21 protein-coding genes are annotated in these 18556 nt (G+C 48.3%); 16 read left to right on the top strand and 5 right to left on the bottom strand.

Translation table 11 applies throughout. The annotated features are described in order from the left end of the window. Positions 1-11 precede the first annotated feature (11 nt). The 7 genes from DHU66_RS02130 to DHU66_RS02100 all read left to right on the top strand — a co-directional run bounded on the left by DHU66_RS02130 (position 12) and on the right by DHU66_RS02100 (position 6345). Entirely contained in the window at positions 12-962 is a 951-nt protein-coding gene (locus DHU66_RS02130) for an SGNH/GDSL hydrolase family protein (RefSeq protein WP_108774240.1), read from the top strand. Then, positions 955-2460 carry an AMP-binding protein gene (locus DHU66_RS02125; RefSeq protein ID WP_108774239.1) on the top strand — a complete coding sequence of 502 codons (1506 nt, stop codon included), beginning with the start codon at positions 955-957 and terminating at the stop codon, positions 2458-2460. The genes DHU66_RS02130 and DHU66_RS02125 overlap by 8 nt, the downstream gene beginning before the upstream one ends. After that, positions 2457-3650, top strand: a complete 1194-nt coding sequence (locus DHU66_RS02120) for a diaminopimelate decarboxylase family protein (RefSeq protein ID WP_108774238.1) — start codon at positions 2457-2459, stop codon at positions 3648-3650. Before DHU66_RS02125 ends, DHU66_RS02120 begins: the two co-directional genes overlap by 4 nt. 15 nt (positions 3651-3665) lie before the next feature. Beyond that, positions 3666-3893: an acyl carrier protein gene (locus DHU66_RS02115; protein ID WP_108774237.1), complete on the top strand. Its 228-nt coding sequence runs from the start codon at positions 3666-3668 to the stop codon at positions 3891-3893. An 89-nt stretch (positions 3894-3982) separates the two neighbouring features. Continuing rightward, entirely contained in the window at positions 3983-4354 is a 372-nt protein-coding gene (locus DHU66_RS02110) for a heavy-metal-associated domain-containing protein (protein WP_245309322.1), read from the top strand. Between the two features lie 103 nt (positions 4355-4457). After that, positions 4458-5759 carry an RsmB/NOP family class I SAM-dependent RNA methyltransferase gene (locus DHU66_RS02105; protein ID WP_108774236.1) on the top strand — a complete coding sequence of 434 codons (1302 nt, stop codon included), beginning with the start codon at positions 4458-4460 and terminating at the stop codon, positions 5757-5759. A gap of 10 nt (positions 5760-5769) precedes the next feature. Then, positions 5770-6345 (top strand): NUDIX hydrolase, encoded by a 576-nt coding sequence (locus DHU66_RS02100; protein WP_108774235.1) that lies wholly within the window; start codon positions 5770-5772, stop codon positions 6343-6345. Here DHU66_RS02100 and DHU66_RS02095 read toward each other — a convergent pair. Then, a complete protein-coding gene (locus DHU66_RS02095; RefSeq protein WP_108774234.1) occupies positions 6340-6906 on the bottom strand; it encodes a chromate transporter in 567 nt (188 codons plus the stop codon). The genes DHU66_RS02100 and DHU66_RS02095 overlap by 6 nt on opposite strands. Before the next feature lies 1 nt (position 6907). Continuing rightward, positions 6908-7459 carry a chromate transporter gene (locus DHU66_RS02090; RefSeq protein ID WP_108774233.1) on the bottom strand — a complete coding sequence of 184 codons (552 nt, stop codon included), beginning with the start codon at positions 7457-7459 and terminating at the stop codon, positions 6908-6910. An 85-nt stretch (positions 7460-7544) separates the two neighbouring features. Here DHU66_RS02090 and DHU66_RS02085 point away from each other — a divergent pair, with 85 nt between their 5' ends. From DHU66_RS02085 to tnpA (DHU66_RS02075), 3 genes are all read left to right on the top strand, one after another. Continuing rightward, entirely contained in the window at positions 7545-8414 is an 870-nt protein-coding gene (locus DHU66_RS02085) for a LysR family transcriptional regulator (RefSeq protein WP_108774232.1), read from the top strand. Beyond that, positions 8411-9172: an HAD hydrolase family protein gene (locus DHU66_RS02080; RefSeq protein ID WP_108774231.1), complete on the top strand. Its 762-nt coding sequence runs from the start codon at positions 8411-8413 to the stop codon at positions 9170-9172. Before DHU66_RS02085 ends, DHU66_RS02080 begins: the two co-directional genes overlap by 4 nt. 160 nt (positions 9173-9332) lie before the next feature. Continuing rightward, on the top strand, positions 9333-9791 hold the full coding sequence (gene tnpA / locus DHU66_RS02075; protein ID WP_108774230.1) for an IS200/IS605 family transposase: 459 nt from the start codon (positions 9333-9335) through the stop codon (positions 9789-9791). A gap of 117 nt (positions 9792-9908) precedes the next feature. Here the strand turns inward: tnpA (DHU66_RS02075) and DHU66_RS02070 are convergent, their stop codons facing one another. Then, a complete protein-coding gene (locus DHU66_RS02070; RefSeq protein WP_108774229.1) occupies positions 9909-10400 on the bottom strand; it encodes a cytochrome C in 492 nt (163 codons plus the stop codon). A gap of 206 nt (positions 10401-10606) precedes the next feature. Between DHU66_RS02070 and DHU66_RS02065 the strand changes: the two genes are divergently transcribed. Next, complete coding sequence (locus tag DHU66_RS02065; RefSeq protein ID WP_108774228.1) at positions 10607-12304, top strand: phospho-sugar mutase; 1698 nt, start codon at positions 10607-10609, stop codon at positions 12302-12304. A gap of 102 nt (positions 12305-12406) precedes the next feature. Then, the gene (locus DHU66_RS02060; RefSeq protein ID WP_108774227.1) at positions 12407-12601 is read left to right on the top strand and encodes a hypothetical protein; all 195 of its coding nucleotides are present in this window, start codon (positions 12407-12409) and stop codon (positions 12599-12601) included. Positions 12602-12636: 35 nt separating this feature from the next. Here the strand turns inward: DHU66_RS02060 and DHU66_RS02055 are convergent, their stop codons facing one another. Next, a complete protein-coding gene (locus DHU66_RS02055) occupies positions 12637-13110 on the bottom strand; it encodes an SseB family protein (RefSeq protein WP_108774226.1) in 474 nt (157 codons plus the stop codon). Between the two features lie 122 nt (positions 13111-13232). Between DHU66_RS02055 and DHU66_RS02050 the strand changes: the two genes are divergently transcribed. Further along, the gene (locus DHU66_RS02050; protein ID WP_167836216.1) at positions 13233-15635 is read left to right on the top strand and encodes an HAD-IC family P-type ATPase; all 2403 of its coding nucleotides are present in this window, start codon (positions 13233-13235) and stop codon (positions 15633-15635) included. A gap of 93 nt (positions 15636-15728) precedes the next feature. Then, entirely contained in the window at positions 15729-15947 is a 219-nt protein-coding gene (locus DHU66_RS02045; protein ID WP_167836215.1) for a DegV family protein, read from the top strand. Between the two features lie 133 nt (positions 15948-16080). Here DHU66_RS02045 and DHU66_RS02040 read toward each other — a convergent pair whose 3' ends face one another. Continuing rightward, positions 16081-17376 carry an RNA-guided endonuclease InsQ/TnpB family protein gene (locus DHU66_RS02040; RefSeq protein ID WP_167836214.1) on the bottom strand — a complete coding sequence of 432 codons (1296 nt, stop codon included), beginning with the start codon at positions 17374-17376 and terminating at the stop codon, positions 16081-16083. A gap of 77 nt (positions 17377-17453) precedes the next feature. On the opposite strand from DHU66_RS02040, the gene tnpA (DHU66_RS02035) reads away from it, so the two are divergent. Continuing rightward, positions 17454-17936: an IS200/IS605 family transposase gene (gene tnpA / locus DHU66_RS02035; RefSeq protein ID WP_108774222.1), complete on the top strand. Its 483-nt coding sequence runs from the start codon at positions 17454-17456 to the stop codon at positions 17934-17936. 14 nt (positions 17937-17950) lie between these two features. Continuing rightward, positions 17951-18487 (top strand): DegV family protein, encoded by a 537-nt coding sequence (locus DHU66_RS02030; protein WP_167836213.1) that lies wholly within the window; start codon positions 17951-17953, stop codon positions 18485-18487. Positions 18488-18556: the final 69 nt, after the last annotated feature.

Genomic DNA, 18556 nt, shown 5'->3' with positions numbered 1-18556 from the left:
AGGAACATAAGATGAAAAAAGTAATGCGAAATCTTCTGTTCTTCATCATCCTTGCCGCTCTGCTCATTGTGCCGGGTAAGATCCTGACCCCGAACTATATGATCGATCACAATCTTGTCTCAGGCAGGAATGCAGTTTACAGCGGCATTGCCAGCCAGGAAAAGAATTCCCTGGATGTCATTGCGGTTGGTGACTCGCTTTCCTATAGTTCCATGAATCCGATGGAGCTTTGGCTGAAATACGGCTACACAAGCTATGACGGCGGTCAGCCGGGTGCCAAGCTGCAGGAAACGGTAGAAGTTTTGCGGCTTGTTTTCCAAACGCAGAAACCAAGCGTGATTCTGCTGGAAACCAATGGCTTTTTCCGCAAGGTCAAAGCATCATCACTGACCCAGCAGAAGTCAGATCTTGCCGAAGTAATTTACAACACATTCCCGATCCTGCGCTATCACAACTTCTGGAAGACGCTGTTTACACCATTTTCTTCCCAGAGTTTCATGGGTTTCTCCATCAACCGCAGCGTCAAGCCTTATAAAGGCGGTGATTACATGGAAGAAACTGGCAAGATCAAAAATATTCCGGAAGCCAATATTGAATCTCTGCATGCCATTGAAAAGCTGTGCGAGGAAAACGGCGCTTCTTTGATCCTGTACTCAGCACCGAGTCCGAAGAATTATACGGTTGCCAAGCACAATGCTCTGGAAGAGCTTGCGGCGGATGAAAATCTGGAATACATTGATCTGAATACAAAACTGAAAGAGCTGAATATCTCCTGGGACGCGGATACGCGTGACAAGGGAGATCATCTCAACTTCTTCGGTGCTGAAAAGACAACTGCCTATCTTGGCAGCTATCTCGCTGACCACTATGATCTGCAGGACCACCGCAATGATGATGTGGCTGCAGTCTGGAATTCGCTGGCCGCAAAGTATCTGAAGGCCAAAGGAGGAAACAATGCCTGAGAATATTCTTGATGTGCTGGAAAAAACAGCAGGAACATATGGCAGTGAAACAGCTGTCTGTGATCCTTCATCTGCCTTAAGCTGGCATGAACTTGTCTCTGCTGCCAGGGGAATTGGCACAGCATTATGCAAAGACGGCTGCGACAATATTTGTCTGCCAGTGGCTGTATTTGCGGATAAATCCTGCGCCATGCTGGCAGCAATGTTTGGCGCTGTCTATGCCGGGGGCTTCTATGTGCCGATCAATCCTGAACAGCCTTCTGCCCGCATTGCCAGTATTCTGACAGTACTGGAACCAGCCGCTGTCATCGTGCAGAAATCTCTTGTGGAAACATTGAACAGTACTGGCTGGAAAGGCAGAACACTCCTGCTGGAAGATGTATTCCAGGAAACAGCAGATGAAGATCTGCTGAACAAAAACAGAGGTCAGATCAACCGCAATTCACCACTGTACGGCCTGTTTACATCCGGCTCTACCGGCGTGCCGAAGTGTGTGCTGATCTCTCATGGCGATGTGCTGGATTTCATCGGCCACTTTGTGGAAATCTTCCACTTTTCACATGATGATGTCATTGGCAACCAGGCACCATTTGATTTTGATGTATCCACCAAAGATATTTACAGCAGTATGGCCACAGGTGCCAGAATGGTGCTGATTCCCCGTGAATACTTCTCTACGCCGGCACGTCTGATTGATTATCTGATCGATCAGAAGGTAACAAGCCTGACCTGGGCTGTCAGTGCCCTGTGCATCATCTCTGGTCTGAAGGGATTCAGCTATAAAGTTCCATCCGCAATTCACCGCGTCATGTTCTCTGGTGAGGTGATGCCGGCAAGACAGCTTGCCATTTGGCAGAAATATCTGCCGGATGCGTTGTATGTCAATCTGTATGGACCAAGTGAAATCACCTGCAACTGCACGTATGAAGTCATTGATCATGTGGTGCAGAAGGGTGAAAAGCTCTCTCTTGGCAAGGTGTTCCCGGGCCGTAAGGTCGTTTTGCTGGATAAAGACGGCAGGCAGGTTGATGGCATTGGCGCCGAAGGTGAGATTGCCGTATCGGGTGAATCACTCGCACTGGGCTATTATCACAACCCTGAACAGACCAGAACGCATTTTGTGATGCGTGATGGTGTGCGTACATATCTGACAGGCGATCTTGCCGTGATTGGTGAAGATGGCAAGCTGTACTTTGCCGGCCGCCGTGATTTCCAGATCAAGCATATGGGCCACAGAATTGAGCTGGAAGAAGTGGAGCGCGGCATTGACAGCATGGATGGGGTAGCGCGCAGCTGCTGTGCCTACAATCAGGAAAGAAGCCTGATCATTGCCTATTACACCGGCACCTGTGACAAGCGTGATCTGCATATTGCGCTCAAGAGCAAGCTGCCTGTATACATGGTGCCAAACCGCTTCGTCCACGTAAAATCATTCATTCTGAATAAGAATGGCAAGATTGACCGTAAACAGCTGGCCAATCTGGAGGTTGTACAATGAACAAGGATCTGCTTTCTCAGCTGGAAAAGGAAGGCACGCCAGCCTATGTGTTTGATCTGGACGTCTTCCGCAATCGTTTTGCCTATCTGCACAATGGCATTGGCTTAGACACGGGCATGACATTCTCCATGAAGGCCAATCCCTTTCTGACCAGCACTGCTGCAAAGATTGCCGAACACATTGAAGTCTGTTCGTTTGGCGAGTTCTGTCTGTGCCGCCATCTTGGCATCAGGCCGGAAAAACTGCTGATCTCCGGTGTTCTCAAGAAAGAAGAAGATGCCAGAGAAATGGCTGGCTATGGCAAAGATGCGGCATTGTACACTGCTGAATCACCTGACCAGATGGAGATTCTCAATGCCTGCGGCAAAGCGCTTGGCCTGACATTAGAAGTACTGCCGCGGCTTTCCAGCGGCTCTCAGTTTGGCATGGATGCTGAGACTGTCAAAGGCCTGATTGCGCATCGTGACCAGTATCCATATCTGCATATCAAGGGCATTCATTTCTTCTCCGGCACCCAGAAAAAGATGCTGAAGAAACATACCAAAGAAATTGCGATGCTTGATGCCTTCCTGCAGTCGGCTGAAGCAGAAACAGGATATCATCTGCAGATGCTGGAATATGGCACCGGTTTTGGTGTGCCGTACTTTGTGGATCAGAAGGAAACTGTCACAACACCGGAAAGTCTGGCTGAATTCAAGGCTCTGCTTGCCGGCATGAAGTGGCAGGGACATAAGAGTGTGGAGATGGGCAGGGCACTTGCTTATTCCTGCGGCAGCTACTGCACAGCGGTTGAGGATCTGAAAACAACCGACAGCACCAACTATGTCATCTGTGACGGCGGCATTCATCAGCTGCATTATGACGGCCAGCTGCGCGGCATGTACATTCCCAACATCGACGTCATTTCCACACAGCAGCCTGGATCAGAAGAAACCTATGCCATCTGTGGGTCATTATGTACGACCAATGACATCCTTGTCTCGGGATTCAAACATGCCCAGCTGCACAAAGGTGATATCCTTGTCTTTGGCAATACCGGAGCTTATTCATTCTATGAAGGTATGAGTCTGTTTCTCTCTCATGAGCTGCCGGCTGTCTGGCTTGTGGACCAGAATGGATTGCTGCTGGCCAGAAGCAGACGTGAAACATGGATGCTCAATGGTGCCGGATGCGCTACAATAGCAGAGTAACTGGAGGATAAAATCATGGATCGTGTATTGGAAATTCTCAACGATATTGATGACAGTATTGACTATACAAAAGAGACAAAGCTGATTGACAACCATCTGCTGGATTCCTTTGCCATCATCTCACTGGTCTCTGAACTGGAAGATGCCTTCGACATTGAGGTTGATGCCGCTGAAATGACACCGGAGAACTTCAACTCAGCCGAAGCGATCTGGAAGATGGTACAGAGACTGCAGGAAAACTGACAACATTGAACCGGGGAAACCCGGTTTTCATTTTGACATCTTCTGTGAACATGATTATATTGGTTAGTGCTTTCTAACAGGAGGTAGAGATGCATACAAATATTACGTTAAATACAGCAGATGTCATTGTCATTCTGCTGATTCTGGTTCTGATGGCAGCAGGTTTACGGGCTGTGTTTGGGTTCTTTCATCCCCATAAGCATGAAAAGATTGCATCGGATTACAATGGCCATGGTGCCGTGAAGCTTGTGCTGCAGGTAGATGGCATGATGTGCGGCCAGTGCGAAGCTCATGTTTCAGATGCCATCCGCAAACAGTTCCAGGTGAAAAAGGTGAAGTCTTCCCATACCAAGGGAAAAACGGTGATCATCTCCAGTCATGATATTCCCGATGCCAGTTTGAAAGAGGCTGTTGCCTCAGCTGGTTATACCGTGACAGATATTGCCCGCTTCAATGCCTGAGGTACAAAGCAGATGAATTATGCCGCATGCCTGCGCATGCGGTTTTCTTATGCAAAGCAGGAATCACAAATGTGTATAATGGACTGCATACAGGAGAACGCATATGGAACTGCCAGAGAGTTACCAGCAGGAAATGAAACAATTGCTAAAAGAGGAATATACGGACTATCTTTCTGCTTTGCACAAGCCGGCTCTGCATGCACTGCGCATCAATACGCTGAAGATCTCTGTACCGGACTTTCTGGCTGCCTTTCCTTATGATCTTTCACCAGTGCCATGGTGTTCCACATCGTTCTATTATCATCAGGATGGCATCACAACAGATCCGTATGATTATGCCGGCCTGTACTATGTGCAGGAGCCAAGTGCCTCTTTGCCCGCATCGGTTCTGCCGGTTGAACCTGGTGACAAGGTACTGGATCTTTGTGCTGCCCCGGGCGGCAAGACAACCCAGCTTGCCGCAAAGCTGCAGGGCCAGGGTGTACTGATTGCCAATGACCTCTCTGTCTCACGCTGTCAAATTCTGTTGCGCGCTCTGGAAAGAGCGGGTGTGAAAAACAGTATTGTCACCAGTGCGGCACCATCCCAGCTGTCTGATCTTTTTGCGGGCTGGTTTGACAAGATTCTGGTCGATGCGCCATGTTCTGGAGAGGGCATGTTCCGCAAAGACCCTGCCATGCGCACATCCTGGCTGGAAAAAGGACCGGACTACTATGCGCCATTGCAGAAAGAGATTCTGGCCAATGCCGTGCATATGTTAAAGCCAGGCGGCAGGCTTGTTTACAGCACCTGTACCTTTTCCATCAAGGAAGATGAAGAAGTCATCCAGGATGCCCTTGACCGTTTTTCTGATCTGCATGTTGTGTCAGTGCCTTATACAGACGGCTTTGTGCAGAATGCGTACGGCACCAAATTGTTCCCTCACCGCATCAAAGGGGAAGGACACTTTGTCTGCCTGCTTGCAAAGGATGGAAGCAGTGAAAAGCATATTGAGAAACAGGATGTTGCCTTTGCAAAGGATGGCATGCAGGTTACGGCAGACCATGCTCAGATCAGAAGAATCAAAGAAAAGATACTTCTGGAGCCGGATATCGATATTGACCTGCATGGCATCCGGGTGCTGCGCAGCGGTCTATTGCTGGGAGAAGATAAAGGAAAGCAGTTTGCCTTCAGCCAGCCGATGGCGATGGCAATGCGTGAAGAGGATGCTGAAAACTGTCTGTATCTGTTCCGAAAGGATGAGCGCGTGATGCGCTATCTGCGGGGAGAAACGATCGATATTCATGATGAACCAGTCAAACCGGGATGGTGTCTTGTCTGTGTGGATCACAATCCGCTTGGCTTTGGCAAAGTGACAGGACACATATTGAAAAACAAGCTGTCATCCTCATGGGTGATGCATTAAGGAGTTACATATGGATTTGAAAAGTCAGCTAGAAGCGTATCAGCCGTTCAATGAGCAGGAAGAAAAAGACAGAATTGAGATTCTGCGCCGTCTGACATCGGAAGAAATCTATACACGTGATAATCATGGTGCGCATCTGACTGCCAGTGCCTGGGTTGTTTCAAAGGATTATGCACATGTACTGATGTGCTATCACAAGATCTATCATTCCTGGAGCTGGCTTGGCGGCCATGCGGATGGAGACAGAGACCTGCTGCATACAGCAATCCGTGAAGTACAGGAAGAAAGCGGGCTGCAGAATGTCATCCCGCTTTCCCAGGATATTTTCTCTTTGGAGATTCTGTGCGTGGACGGGCATGAAAAAAGAGGAGAATATGTCTCCTCGCACCTGCATCTGAATGTGACGTATTTACTGCAGGCAGATATGCATGAACCGCTGCGCATCAAGCCGGATGAAAATACAGGTGTGAAATGGTTTGGCCTGCAGGAAGCCATTGATGCCTCCAGTGAGCCATGGTTCAAACAGCGCATTTACAGCAAGCTCAATCAGAAACTGGCCATCTATCTGGCCAGTCATCACTCATAACAGTCCCATTGTCCCTGCGGCGATGCCAATGCCGGCAGACAGCAGGATCAGCAGAATCGGATTGACCTTTTTGTGCAGCAGGTACATCGTCAGGGCAAAAATGCCTGCACTGAGCCAGAAGGAAACAGCACTCAGGCGTGTCAGGGTAATGCTGGCGGGGAAGAAGACGGCTTTGGCAACGGAGAGGAAGGAGGCTGTGATCATGCCGACAACGGCAGGACGCAGCCCTTTCATCATGCCGGAAACAACTTTGGAAGTTTTGAATGCTTCAAAGAACCTGGCAACAAGCAGAATGACAATGAAGCTTGGCAGCACGACACCGAGTGTTGCTACAAAGGCACCGGGGATGCCAGCTGCAATGGAGCCGACATAGGTGGAAACATTGACGGCAAACGGGCCGGGCGTGCTTTCAGATACAGCAATGAAATTGATCAGCTCATCCATGGTCATCCAGCCATGGGCTGCCACTTCCTGCTCTACCAGCGGCAGCATGGCATAGCCGCCGCCAAAGGTGAAGGCACCGATCTTAAAGAAGGTAATAAACAATTCCCAGAAAACCATCTCAGTTTCCTCCTTTCCTGATCCGCAAAGAAGAAAGCAGGCCGATACCGGCACAAAGCAGCAGTACCAGAATGGCATTGACATTGAAGAAGGTGACAAGAACCAGAGCAGCCGCCATCAGAATGATGGAGACCAGATCCTTGGGACACTGTTTGTACATCGAGATGGCCGCATTCAGGATCAATGCCATGACACCGGCACGGATGCCAGTAAAGGCATAACTGACATACTTGTTTGTCTCAAAGGCATTCAGGATATGAGAGATTGCCAGAATGATCAGAAAGGATGGCAGCACGACGCCAAGGGTTGCCATGAAGGCACCTTTCTTACCGGCAATCTTTGCCCCGACAAAGGTAGCGCTGTTCACTGCGATGGGGCCTGGTGTGCTTTCGGCAATCGCAATAATATCGAGAATCTCATCGGCATCGATCCAATGGCGCTTGTCCACGATTTCCCGCTGAATCATCGGGATCATGGCATAGCCGCCGCCAAAGGTGAATGCGCCGATTTTGAAGAATGTTGTAAACAGGGTCAGCTCTTTGTGTTCTTCCATAACCTTCCTCCAACGCTTCTATGGTAAGAAAAGAAAATGCATGAATCAATTCATATGTTAAAATAAAATACATAAGTAAAAACATATGATTAAACAGTTAGAAGTTTTTCAAAGAGCAGCAGAACTTGGCTCGTTTACCAAGACAGCCGAACAGATGCACATGAGCCAGCCGGCAGTCAGCAGTGCCATCCGTGATCTGGAGGCGTACTATGGCATTCGGCTGTTTGACCGTGCCAACCGCACGGTCTATCTGACGGATGATGGCAGGAAGATGCTTGCCTATGCCAACAGCATTCTGTCTCAGCTCAATGAAATGCATACCATCTTCCATGAGAATCATGGGCCGGTGCACTGCCGGCTTGGCCTGAATGAAACAATTGCGGAAACCATGATGGATGCCATCTTTGGCCATCTTGGCCAGGCAGATGTGACAATGCACATTGATAACAATGAAGCAGTGCTGAAGATGCTGCGGCACAATGCACTCGATTTTGGCATTGTGGATGATACAGACAGTGAGGATCTTGAAAGAATTCCTTTTATGCAGCAGGACATTGTGCCGGCCTGCCGGAAAGGGTATCAGAAGCAGACAAAATTATCGGCTGCACATCTGAGTGAACTGCCGCTTCTGGTCAGAGAAAATGGCAGCGGCTCCTATCAGAACGTCGCATCCTTATTCCAGGCCCATGGCTGTGCCATGCATATTGCCGTGCAGGGCATTTCAGATCTGGCTTTGATGAAGCTTGCCAAAGCAGGAAAAGGCATTGTGTTTGTGCCGGAACAGCTGGCAGAGGAAGCAGGACTTGTCAAACTGGAATTGACAGATGGCATCCTGCAGCGGCATTATGTGCTTTGTGCCCTGAAGACAAAATACCGCTCTGACGGGATGAATCAGATTTTTCACCAGCTGGCTGCCATTGGCAGCGCTGAAGATAAAACAGGAGAAAGTGTATGAAGGTATTCGCATCTGACTTTGATAACACACTGCATTTCATGGACCGCACGGGCGGTTACTTCCGCTCGGGCGATCTATCTGCCATTCTGGATTTTCAGGACCATGGCGGACAGTTTGGCCTGTGTACAGGCAGACCGCTGTTTGGCTTTGGCAATGATCTGGATCATGGCCCGGAACTGGATTTCATTGTGGCTTCAAGCGGTGCGGTTGTTGCTGAAAAAAAAGAGGATACGTTTGTCCCGGTGTTTGAAAGCGTTCTGACCACAAAGCAGATTGCCATGCTGGACGAAACATTCGGTAAAGAGAGCATTTTCTATATTCATGCGGACGGCCATATCTTTACGCTGTATGAGCGCCGGCCCCAATATCCGCAGCAGACAGTTCTGCCATCCATTGATGCACTGAATGGCCGCCATATCACATGCGTATCCGTATGGACGCCATCCAATCGTACAGCTTCTTTGATCGCAGCCCGTATCAATGCCATGTATGGCAAAGAAATGGCAGGGTATCAGAATACCCAGTGGATCGATGTTGTCCATGCCGGTGTATCCAAAGGAACCGGTGCCCTGCATGCAAAGCAGCTGCTGCACGGAGATGTCATTGCCGGCATCGGTGATTCTGTCAACGATATCCCACTTCTGGAAGCGGCGGATATCTCCTTCAGTTTCCATGCCAGTGAGGATGAGGTGAAAGAAAAGGCAGACTATCTTGTGGATACCGTTGCCGAAGCACTGGCAATCTTTGCAAAAATCTGATCAAAGCATAAAAAATGAGACAGCCGAAGCTGTCTCGTTTTTGTTTATAGAAAACTCCCGGATAGTCCGGGAGTTCAAAAGAGGTTAACCGATGAGTCTCTGACAGCGTAGCTATAATGAAATTGCGGTCTGCCAACTGCAAAACATTATAGGAGGGCGCATGTCAGAGACACATACATTATCCCACACAACTTGGAACTGTAAGTACCATATCGTATTTGCACCAAAGTACAGGAGACAAGTATTTTATGGAGAGAAGAGACTGGAGATTGGGGCAATTCTGAGACAACTGTGTAAATGGAAAGGGGTAACAATCCTGGAAGCAGAGGTATGTCCGGACCATGTACACATGCTTGTAGAGATTCCACCAAAGTACAGCGTATCTCAATTCATGGGATTCCTGAAAGGAAAAAGCAGTTTGATGATTTATGAGAAATGGGGAAACATGAAGTACAAGTATCGTAATCGGGAATTCTGGTGCAGAGGATATTACGTAGATACGGTTGGAAAGAACACGAAGAAAATAAAGGAATACATCGCACATCAGCTGGACGAAGATAAGGCAGCAGACCAGCTGACACTTGATCTGGGAGACCCGTTTAACGGGAAAAAGCGGTAGTTTGCGTGTGGCAGACCGCTTCATGCGCTTCTGAGCGCAGCCAGTAATAAGAGGGCTACGCCCGTCTTGTGAAAAACCACCAGCTCAGCTGGTGGATACTTATTGTCAGCAGGTAACTTACTTAGCCTTGACTGCAGAAGCATCCTTGTTGAAGGTGACATTCTGCTGTGTAGCAGAAGAGCTCAGATCAGCAACCTTGACCAGGCTGAAGTCAGCTTCCTCCAGGCTCAGAGTCTGGAAGGAATCCTCAGTATCGCCGGACTCAGTTGTGAACTCAACTGTCTGCATATAGCCGGAAGCGTCCTTCTCGTCAACCTTGACATCAACCTTGACGGAAGCACCATCATCCAGACCATTCTCAGCATAGTTTGTGCCCTTGTCAGAAGAACCTGTCTTGTAGACATACAGAGCAGTAACCTTCTCGCCAGTAGCGTTGGTAATGTTGTAATGTCCTTCTGTAGGTACTGTTGTAGCAGTAGCTGCTGCTGTAGACTCAGCAGCCTTTGTAGCTGCTGCGCTGGAAGCTGCTGCAGTTGTTGAGGAGCTGCCGCAAGCTGCCAGGGATGCTGCCATGATGCCAGCAGCTGCCAGTTTGATTAACTTCTTCATAATTTCTTTACTCTCCTTTGATCACGCTATAATGAAAGCGCATCACAATAGTAGCATCTTTGCATTTACGGTTCAAATGAATTCAGGCCAAATGTACGAAATGTTCACATTGATACTCACATTAGCCACTTATGAAAACCGTTTCCGGAGAATGGGTGAAAAATGCTACTATATCTGAAGAACAGGAAAGTTGAGGAATAATCAGAATGAAGAATGCACAGGAGAGATACCGGCAGTGGCTGGATGCGCTGGAGCAGGATGATCCTTTGCGTGGTGAGCTGACGGCGATCAAAGATGATCCGTCTGAGATCGAAGACCGCTTTTATCAGGATCTGTCTTTTGGCACCGCCGGTCTGCGCGGCAAAGTGGGTGCTGGCACCAACCGCATGAATAGATATACAGTTGGACGTGCCTCTCAGGGAATTGCGGATTATATTGCCGCCCATGGCAAAGAGGCAATGAACAAAGGAGTGATCATTGCCCATGATCCCCGCCATTTCTCCAAAGAATTTTCACAACTGGCCGCATCGATCTATGCTGCAAAGGGAATCAAAGTCTATGTCTTTGATGATCTGCGGCCAACCCCGGAGCTTGCCTTTTTAATCCGCAAACTGCATACCACATCCGGCATCAATATCACCGCCAGCCACAACCCGAAAGAATACAATGGCTACAAGGCATACTGGAGTGATGGCTGCCAGGTATCCAGTGATATCGCGGATGGCATGACAGCATGCATTGAGAAGGTGGATCTGTTCCATGGCGTTCATGCCATTCCGTTTGAACAGGGCGTCAAAGACGGCCTGATTACCGTGCTGGATCACAGCTATGACCGCATGTATCTGGATGCCATTGAAAGCCTGGCCATTCACCATGGCGATGAACTGGATCTTTCCATTCCGCTTGTTTATACACCGCTCAATGGTGCCGGCTCAAAGCCGTTCCGGCAGATGCTGAAAGACCGCGGTTTTACCAACTGGCAGATTGTGCCGGAACAGGAAAATCCGGATCCTGATTTCACGACCGTCGGCTATCCGAATCCGGAAGATCCCAAGGCGTTCAAAATGAGTGAAGAGCTTGGCAGAAAGAGCGGAGCAGAACTGCTGATGGCAACCGATCCTGACAGTGACCGGTTTGCCATTGAAATCCGGGATGATAAAGGAAACTACATCCCGCTCAACGGCAACCAGACTGGCTATATCCTTGTCAATTACATTCTGGAAGGACATAAGACAGCAGGAACGCTGCCTGCGAATGGTGCCATGGTCAAGTCCATTGTGACATCTGATCTTTCCACCCGTATTGCCAAGGCATATGGAGTCAGAATGTTTGAGTCTTTAACCGGATTCAAGAACATCTGCGGCCGCATTCCGGATCTGCAGAAGCAGGGCTATACGTATCTGTTTGGCTATGAGGAGTCGGTTGGCTATGCAGCCCATCCGGAAATCCGTGATAAAGATGGTATTTCGGCGGGAATGCTGGTGGCAGAAGCCGCAGCCTATTACCGCAAACAGGGCAAGACACTGTTTGATGTCCTGGATGATATCTACCAGAAGTATGGCTATTATGCCGAAGCAGAACCAAACATCATTCTGGAAGGCATCCCTGGTGCCCAGCGCATTTCCCGCATGATGGCATATGTCAGAGCCAATCTGCCAAAGGAAGTGGCTGGTATTCCGGTTGTAAAAGTCATCGATTACAAAGATGGATATGAAGACATCCCGGCAAGCAATGTACTGCGCTTCTTCCTTGCCAACGAAAGCTGGTTTGCCATTCGTCCATCCGGCACTGAGCCAAAGATCAAGTTCTATTTCTACTCCATGCAGAAAGACAGAAAAACGGCTCTGGATGTGAACAATGCCATCAAGGATGACATTCTGGCCATGATCCAGAATGTAGAGTAACAGCACAATATCTTCTCAATAAAAGGACCATTCGGTCCTTTTTGGTACACTGCATTTGCAGTGTCCTGCGCCAATTGTTTAGTGTCGAAAGGATTTCAATAAATGGATAAGAATGACAGGAAAAAACGTCTGAAAACGCTGAATATGATGATTCATGTAATTGCCGCATTTACCAGTATTACCTTCATACTTGCACTGGATCACAAAATTGTTTACAACTTCAACTTGTTTGCAATGCTTGCGGTTGGGGTTTGTGAGGTGTACTGTGCCTATTTGATCAGCTTGGAAGAAAAGTAATTGCAGTACTTAGATGAACAGGTAGCTATCCTTTGTTATGCCTGTATGAATGGGCTGGTATTGTATTGGTTCAGAAGATTTGTTAAAAGAGGAAGATCTAAGACAAGATCATCTTTGCCGGGATTGACGACGGCTGCTTCCACATTGCGGTTGATGGAAAGGAATGATGCCAGATCAACAATATCGGCCCAGTACAGCTGCATGTGCTCATCAATCTTTCCTGGCATATACTGCATCATTTCTTCACAGGAGAAAACGGGGAGGTAGCGTTTGCCGTCTGCCTGCAGTAAAGTGACATGGCTGATGTGATCTGCCGGCACCTCAGGTGATCCGCTCATTTCCGGCACTGGCTGTATCGCTGCCAGAAAATGGGAAGATGAAACGGTGGCAGCGAGCTGCTGCAGCACTTTCTGTTCTCCTTCCGGCGTTAATGGCAGTCTTCTTTGATCCAGCAGCAGCTGCAGCTGTTTAGGATTCTGGATTTGTTCATTTTCATCATGTCTTTTCATGCTATTATCATAACATTCCTATGGGCAGGATTCTGTCATTTTAAACAATTGTGAAATTCTGTCTCTTTGATGCAATTCACAGCCTGCGCTTTCAGGCATTACAATGAAGGTGGTGAATGGATATGAGTGAAGAAAAGATTGAAATGAGAGGACTTCGTCAGGATGAGGTGGATAGCCGCATCCGGCATGGTCTTGTCAATAAAGCGGCAGAAAGCGGTACGAAGACAAAAGAAGAGATTATCCGCCGTAATGTGCTGACTCCCTTTAACCTGATCTTTATTGTTCTGGCAATTCTTTTATTGATCGCGGGTAAGTACAAGGACATCACTTTCCTTGGTGTTGTCATCTGCAACACCCTGATTGGTACCATCCAGGAGCTTAAGAGTAAGGAAGCCGTTGATAAGCTGACCATTCTTTCGGCCAGAAAATATCCGGTCATTCGGGCTGAGGGCAGAATTGAGATTCCAAGCGATCAGCTTGTGCGTGATGATGTCGTGGAACTGTGCGGCGGAGATCAGATTCCGGCTGATGCCGTCATTCTTTCGGGCAAAGTAAAAGTCAATGAATCATTGCTTACCGGTGAGGAAGATGACATTGAAAAAACAATTGGTGATACATTGCATTCAGGCTCTGCCTGCACAACCGGAAAATGCCTTGTCAGACTGACTGCCGTTGGTGATGAATCCTATGCATCACGCCTTTCCAAAGAGGCGACTACTAATGTCAAGGTTGCCAAGAGTGACATGATGCGGTCACTTGACCGTTTGATCATGGTCATCGGCTTCATGCTTGTGCCGATTGGTATTCTCTTGTTCTGCAATGAGTATCTGACACTGCATAACAGCTTTGGCGATGCCATTCAGTCTACTGTTGCTGCATTGATTGGCATGATTCCGGAAGGCCTGTATCTTTTGACTTCCGTTGCACTGGCGGCATCCGTATTGCGGCTGACCCAGAAGCGTGTGCTTGTACGGGACCTCAATTGCGTTGAAACACTGGCACGTATTGATACGCTCTGCGTAGATAAAACCGGCACCATCACGGAGCCCGGCATGAAGACAGAAGCCTATGAAGTGTTGGATCGTTCGTTATCCAAGCCGGAATTTGTATCCATCATGAGTGCCTATGCCAATGCGTTTGACCAAAGCAATGAGACCGGTGATGCCCTGAAAGCGTTCTTCAGGGAAGATCCGCACTGGCACTGCACAAAGATCGTGCCGTTTACTTCTTCGATCAAATATTCGGCGGCATCCTTTTCAGAAGGATGGAATGTCGCCGTTGGCGCACCGCAGTTTATCTACCACGAAAAGATGGATGAGATCAGACCGCATCTGGAACCGTATGTACGCAAGGGAATGCGTGTTCTTCTTGCTGTAACGGTGGATCATCTGGATGGCGGGGTGATTCATGCCGAAGATGCCAAACCGCTTGGCTTGATCATTCTTTCCAATAACATCCGCAAGAATGCGGCGGATACATTTGCCTACTTTGCAAAGCAGAAAGTGCGGGTGAAGGTGATCTCTGGTGATGATCCGGAAACGGTTTCCCGGATTGCTTCACAGGTACATATTCCCCATAGTGAAAGCTATGTGGATGCCTCCACATTAACGAGTGATGAGGATATCGCTGCAGCAGTGGCGAAATATACGGTATTTGGCAGAACAACGCCGGCCCAGAAGAAAAAGATGGTGGTGGCACTGCAGAAACAGGGCCATCATGTGGCTATGACGGGTGATGGTGTCAATGACGTGCTTGCCTTGAAAGAGGCAGACTGCGGCATTGCCATGGCCAGCGGCTCAGATGCGGCAAGCCAGATTGCCCAGCTTGTTCTGCTGGATTCCAACTTTTCTGCAGTGCCGGATATCGTTGCCGAAGGCAGACGGGTCATCAATAACATTGACCGTTCCGCCCGGCTGTTCCTCAGCAAAAACATCTTCTCGGTAACCCTGTCCATCATGTGTGTTATCCTGCACCTGTCCTATCCGCTCAAACCATTGCAGCTGTCATTTATCAGTGCATTGACCATTGGCATCCCGGGCTTCTTCCTGGCGATGCAGCCAAATGACGGCCGCATCAAGGGGCACTTTCTGTCGAATGTGCTCTATCATGCATTCCCCGGCGGCCTGTGTGAGCTGATCCTGATCGGAGGCGTGAATGTGTATGCCAGTGCGTTTGGTTTTTCGGAAGCAGAAGCCAATACCATGGCAGTCATCATTGCCATGACGGTCGGACTGGTCATTCTCTATCATGCCTGCAAGCCATTCAATCTGTTCCGCGGGTTTGTCCTGGCGGGATGTGCGGCAGCAGCCCTCTTCTGTATTTTCTTCTTTGACAGTCTGCTCTCTTTGACATCACTGTCACTGCAGGCAATCATGATCTTCATCCTGTTCATGTTACTGACATATCCAACCATGCAGGCGGTGCGCTGGACCATCCTCAAGCTCAACCGACTGTATCATTGGATCCTGGATCATATACATCATCTTCAGCAGCGCTTTACAAAGAAGAATTCTCAGCATGCCTGAGATTCTTTTTTGCGTTGACAGGCATCCTCTGATCACGGTAGACTATCCATCTCTATGCGACATTTATAAATAAATGTCGCAATGGAGGATACCATGATCAGAATCTTTGCGGACAGCGGCTGTGACCTGAGTCAAAAACAGGCAGCTGCGCTTGGCGTAACCATCCTGCCTCTGCATGTGCGCTTTAAAGAGCAGGAATACCTGGATGGTGTGATCATGACACCGGATGAATTCTATGCAAAACTGGGTCAACTACCCGCAGCTGAAGCTGCAGGCTTGAAGGAACATCAGTACATGCATGACATGCACTGATACACTTCAACTTGCCCTGATACAGCGGACTCGCTTATCTGCCTCAGCAGGTAAGTGGAGGTCTGCCAATGAGAGGGCGGTTATCATAGTGAGTTGCCAAACTATTAGGCAGAACATACTGCCATACCGCTGATCAGCGGATATCTATTGCCATGCCGGATTCTTTCAATAATGAAAGACCGGCATTTTTGATATTTACTGCGGCATTGTAATCACGCACATGATGCGTGCCGCATATCGGGCATGTCCACTCTTCCTGACCAAGCACAATTTTGCTGTCGCCTGACATGACATGCTCACACTTTGAGCATGTCTGCGTCGTGTGCTTTGGATCGACAAGCAGACATGTTTTACCGTGTTTGGAAGCAGTGTTCTGCAGTTCTGTCAGAAAAGTACGCCATCCACTGTCTGAGATTGCTTTTGCCAATGTGTGATTCTTCTTCAGATTGCAAACTTTCAGATCTTCTGCAAACAAATAATCGTGGCTTTTGACTTCTTTGTCTGCCATGCATCTGATAAAGTTCAATCTCTGATTTGCCACATGGCGATGGCACTCTGCCAGTCTGATACGTGCTTCCTGATAGTTTCTGCATGTACGATAGTCTCTGCCGTCACGCTTTGCAGCCTCGTACTTGCGTGACAGCGCCCGCTGTGCCTTGCACAGCTTCCTCTCCGCCTTCTTCAGCCAGTGCGGCTGATCAACAGCCACGCCGTCACTGTCTGTGAAAAAGTTTGTCAGATTCATGTCTATACCGACGGCTGTCCCTGTCTGCGTATAAGCATGATGAAATGGCTCATCGGATGCCAGGGCAAGCGAAATGTAACAGTCACCGCATGCATCCAGACGGATGGAAACCGTGCCTATGCGTGTCTCAGATGTGCGATCCAGCAATGCACTCACAAGCTTTGGTGAGCCTTTGACACGAATCGTGCCAAGCATGGGGAGCACAATATGATTTTTGTCCTTGAAGCGGGCGCTTCCTTCATACAGACCAATCACATGTGGAATGGCATCAAGCTTCTTTCTGGCATAGTGATTGCTCGTCTGATAGCAATATGTGTTATCGAATTTATGAAAGGTCGGAATGCGTGTTCCCTTAACGCTCCTGAACTGTTTCCAGGCACGCTGATAGTTGGCTATCGTATGAAGAACCATGTCTGAATCACAGTCCCACAGGAACGGTGCGGCATTCTTAATCGCTCTGGCATCCTGATAGGACGCCTGCAGAAAAGAAAGCCTGCCGGCATCTGCTGATGACACAGCCGCACTCTTTTTCAGCTGGAACATCTCGTTGTGTACAGCCACAAGACGGTTGTATACAAAGCGTGATGCACCGCCATTCATACGGATGACGGATTTCTGCCTGTAAGACGGATAAGCCCGCATCTGCAGTCCAATATGAAACGTGTATTCTGCCATCTTCTTCATGCCTATATTATAACACATATGTATTGTACTATTTGAACAATATTAATGTATAATCCAAGTGTGAAAGGGTTACACATATGAAAAGACATATTGACCGAATTGAGGACGCTGTTTATGAACGCGGATACGTATATAATCTGCATTTCCATATTATCTGGTGCACGAAGTATCGCAGCCCATGCTTTTGCACACCGGAACTGGTGAATGAGATGAAGGGCATTCTTCAAAGCATTGCAGGACTGGCAGATGTGGATATTCAGGAAATGGAAGTGATGCCTGATCATGTCCATTTGCTATGCAGCTTCAAGCCAAAGTACAGCATTACCGATGTTGTAAAAAACCTGAAAGGTGCATCTGCCAGACTGTTTCTGAAAGCACATCCGGAAATCAGAAAAGCGATGTTCTGGGGAGACAGGTTATGGGCGCCAAGCTACTATGTTGGCAGTGTAGGCAACATGAGCAAAGAAACTATCAAGCGTTATATTCAGAACCAGTATGATGGCAAAGGTGGTGATCACTCCCCGGAAAGAGAAAAAGAAAGCAATTCCTCCCCGCAATAAATTGCTGGGATTTCTTGCTTATTTTCCTCATTGAAACAGATGTATTTCCCAAGACATCCCAGATTCCGCCGTTTCAATATGAGGAAGCTTTGCAGAGTGAAATGCAGGAAAAAGATGAAGCAGTCATACTGACGATTGCTTCAAAGCTTTCCGGCTGCTATCATTCTGCGCTGCTTGGTACAAGAGAGATGAAACACGTCTATGTTGTGGACAGCGAGACATGCAGTATGGGAGAACAGCTGCTTGTGCGCAAGGCATGTATGTACCGTGAGGCAGGCCTGGATGCAGAGACCATTGTTTCCCGGCTGGAGGCAGACAGAAAACAGATCCGGATCATTGCCTTGCTGAATACACTGGAATATCTGAAGAAGGGCGGCCGTATCTCTGCCGTGAAAGCCATGGCTGGCAGAGTGCTTGGCATCAAGCCGGTCATCCAGATTGTGGATGGTGAAGTATCACTGCTTGGCACAGCCCGCGGTTCGAAAAGCGGCGGCAATCTGCTGATGCAGTATGTGCAAAAAGAAGGATTGCATCTGGAGCAATGTCATTAAGATAAGCTCATGAAAGTGATATTGAGATTTTGACCCGTTAAGTTAAGAAGCTGGATGAAGAATAATAAT

This window comes from Lactimicrobium massiliense (assembly GCF_900343155.1).
Classification (GTDB): Bacteria; Bacillota_I; Bacilli_A; order Erysipelotrichales; family Erysipelotrichaceae; genus Bulleidia; species Bulleidia massiliensis.
The sequence above is the reverse complement of the archived record's forward strand: the minus strand, read 5'-3'. Positions and strand labels throughout refer to the sequence as shown.